This is a genomic window from [Phormidium] sp. LEGE 05292, from assembly GCF_015207735.1.
Classification (GTDB): Bacteria; Cyanobacteriota; Cyanobacteriia; order Cyanobacteriales; family Aerosakkonemataceae; genus Floridanema.
This window is the reverse complement of the sequence record NZ_JADEWG010000299.1, coordinates 1-2805: the sequence shown is the minus strand read 5'-3', so window position 1 is coordinate 2805 and position 2805 is coordinate 1. Positions and strand designations below refer to the sequence as shown.

Sequence of the window (2805 nt, the reverse complement as noted above, 5' to 3'; positions counted from 1 at the left end):
CTGCCCCTGGAGCCCCTCTGCCCCTGGAGCCTAATTATTTAGCCATCAAGGAGTTATGCAATGCGAGCTATTAGTCTTTTAATTATTTTTGCCTTTTCCCTAGTCTTAGTATTATTTAGCTTAGAAAATACTCAGTCTGTAACGATTCAACTAGCCCCACAGGTAGAACTGCAAGCACCCTTATGTATTGCATTATTCGCAGCTATGGGCGTAGGAGCTTTGTTAGCATTGCTTTCTAGTATTTGGTTTCGCTTACTCGTGCTGCTAGAAAACCGCAAAACCGCCCAGATGATTCGGGAAAAAGACCAGCGGATTCAAGCATTAGAAAAAGACCTACAACAATATAAAGCGGAAACTCCCAACGAACCACTTAAACTACCACCCGCCACATCATCCGAACTAGAAACCTCTGACGGAAATGTGGAAACAGTCCCAACATCCTCTGTAAATTGACATTCCCGCGATCGATCGACAGAGGTTCTCAGCTTTGTTTATCGTAGATCAAGAAGTATTTGGGTAAAAGCATGGCAGTTTCTCCAACTCCAGAAACCAAGTCCGTGCGTGAGATCAGCGCCATTTCCCTGTTAATTAACCTCGCAGAACGCGGGGAAATTGACCCTTGGGATGTACAGGTAATTCAAGTGATTGACTTAGTTTTGAGCCAACTAGCAGCTTTAAACGATACCCGTTCTGGCTCTTATGAAGCTGACTTATCACAATCTGGACAAGCATTTTTAGATGCCTCTTTGTTGGTGTTACTCAAAGCTAAAACGCTAGAAGCACTGGAATTATCTGCCGCTGAAGCTGATGCAGAAGAAGAGTCAGAAATTGTGGCATTGGATGATTGGGGTAATCCTTTATTACCAAGGAACTTAGAGCGTCAATTACGCCGACGACCGACCCCAGCCCCACCTGCTCGACGACGGGTAACTCTACAGGAGTTAATCGACCAATTGCGGTTAGTCGCAGCAGCAATTGAGAAAAAACCGCCAAAAATCCGTTCCAGCCCTTTGCGTTCCCAGTCACGCGCCCAAGCTATGCGCGTGGCGATGGATTTGGTAAATGAAGAAAATTCTGTGGAAGTAGCGGCTCAATTGGAACGTTTACTAGCTACATACTGCTCTGAAGATCCTGAAGATGACAATTGGTTGGATTTGGATCGGCTAGTAAACTTATGGTGGCAAAGAAAACAAGGCGATGTAGAGATATCTGCGGCGAACTCGGCAAAGTTTGCTCCTGTAGCAAATGACTCGAATCGATCTGTGGAATTAAATGGCGAAGCAAAGCAAGAGGACGCGGCGAATTCTTCTTTTCCTGGATCTCCCCGGATCAAGAGTTCCCCTTCACCCCAAGAGTTGGTAAATGAACGGGTGAACGTTTTCTGGGCTTTGTTGATGCTTTCGGCTCAGTCTAAAGTAGAGTTAGTTCAAGAGGAATTCTACCAAGACTTAAAAATCCGCACTTTAGTAGAAGTTGGCGAGAATGGATCAAATTCATCGATTAGTGAAGAAGCTACGGCAAGTGACAATTGATGAATGAAGCAAGACAATAAATTAATGAGCACTGACAAGCCACCAGTTTATATTGACTCTAGTTTGAGGTAAGGATATTTATGAAAGCCATGATTCTGGCAGCAGGCAAGGGTACTCGCGTTCGTCCGATTACATTTACTATTCCCAAACCTTTAATTCCCATCTTGCAAAAGCCAGTGATGGAGTTTTTAGTTGAATTGCTCCGCTTGCATGGTTTTGACCAGATTATGGTCAATGTGAGCCATTTGGCGGATGAGATTGAAAATTATTTCCGTGATGGTCAAAGGTTTGGGGTGCAAATTGCTTACTCTTTTGAAGGGAAAATTGATGAAGGTAAGTTAGTTGGTGAGGCGATCGGATCGGCTGGCGGACTCAAACGCATACAAGATTTTTATCCGTTCTTTGATGATACTTTTGTAGTATTATGCGGCGATGCTTTGATTGATTTGGATTTGACTGAGGCGGTGAAATGGCACAGAGCGAAAGGTGCGATCGCTACTGTAGTTATGAAATCTGTCCCCAAAGAAGAAGTTTCTAGTTACGGCGTAGTCGTTACTGATGAAGAAGGCAGAATTAAAGCTTTCCAAGAAAAGCCCAGTGTAGAAGAAGCTCTCAGCACCAATATCAATACGGGTATTTATATTTTTGAACCGGAAGTTTTCAATTATATTCCCTCTGGTGTTGAATATGATTTAGGGGGTGAGTTATTCCCCAAATTGGTAGAAATGAATGCTCCTTTTTATGGAATCACAATGGATTTCCAATGGGTAGATATTGGAAAAGTTCCTGACTATTGGCGGGCGATTCGAGATGTCTTAATGGGGAAAGTGAAAAATGTTTCTATTCCCGGACATGAAGTGCGCCCAGGTGTGTTTACAGGCATAAATGTGGCAGTAAATTGGGACAAAGTTGATATTAAAGGCCCAGTTTATATTGGTGGCATGACTCGCATTGAAGACGGGGCAAAAATTATTGGCCCAACTATGATCGGCCCTAATTGTTGGGTTTGTAAAGGTGCAACTGTAGATAACAGTATTATTTTTGAATATTCCCGTTTGGGAGAAGGTGTGCAACTAGTAGATAAGCTGGTTTTTGGTCGTTATTGTATTGATAAAACAGGTGCTGCGATCGATGTTCAAGCCGCAGCTTTAGACTGGTTAATTACTGATACCCGTCAAGAACCTCCTTCCATGAGTCCTCTAGAACGACAAGCGATCGCAGAAGTTCTTGGGCTTGAATCTCGGTAAAAAAGGCAGGGGGGATGGGGGGATGG

3 protein-coding genes are annotated in these 2805 nt (G+C 43.6%); all 3 read left to right on the top strand.

Features of this window, described 5'->3' with window-relative positions:
- Positions 1-60 precede the first annotated feature (60 nt).
- Positions 61-453, top strand: coding sequence for a lipopolysaccharide assembly protein LapA domain-containing protein (locus IQ264_RS32080; RefSeq protein ID WP_193986758.1), 393 nt, complete (start codon positions 61-63; stop codon positions 451-453).
- Positions 454-524: 71 nt separating this feature from the next.
- On the top strand, positions 525-1532 hold the full coding sequence (locus IQ264_RS32075; protein WP_193986756.1) for a segregation/condensation protein A: 1008 nt from the start codon (positions 525-527) through the stop codon (positions 1530-1532).
- 80 nt (positions 1533-1612) lie between these two features.
- A complete protein-coding gene (locus IQ264_RS32070; RefSeq protein ID WP_193986747.1) occupies positions 1613-2779 on the top strand; it encodes a sugar phosphate nucleotidyltransferase in 1167 nt (388 codons plus the stop codon).
- The last annotated feature ends 26 nt before the right edge of the window (positions 2780-2805 follow it).

Coding starts and splice junctions, on each gene's coding strand:
- IQ264_RS32080 (WP_193986758.1), top strand. CDS start 61: ATGCGAGCTATTAGTCTTTTAATTATTTTTGCCTTTTCCCTAGTCTTA.
- IQ264_RS32075 (WP_193986756.1), top strand. CDS start 525: ATGGCAGTTTCTCCAACTCCAGAAACCAAGTCCGTGCGTGAGATCAGC.
- IQ264_RS32070 (WP_193986747.1), top strand. CDS start 1,613: ATGAAAGCCATGATTCTGGCAGCAGGCAAGGGTACTCGCGTTCGTCCG.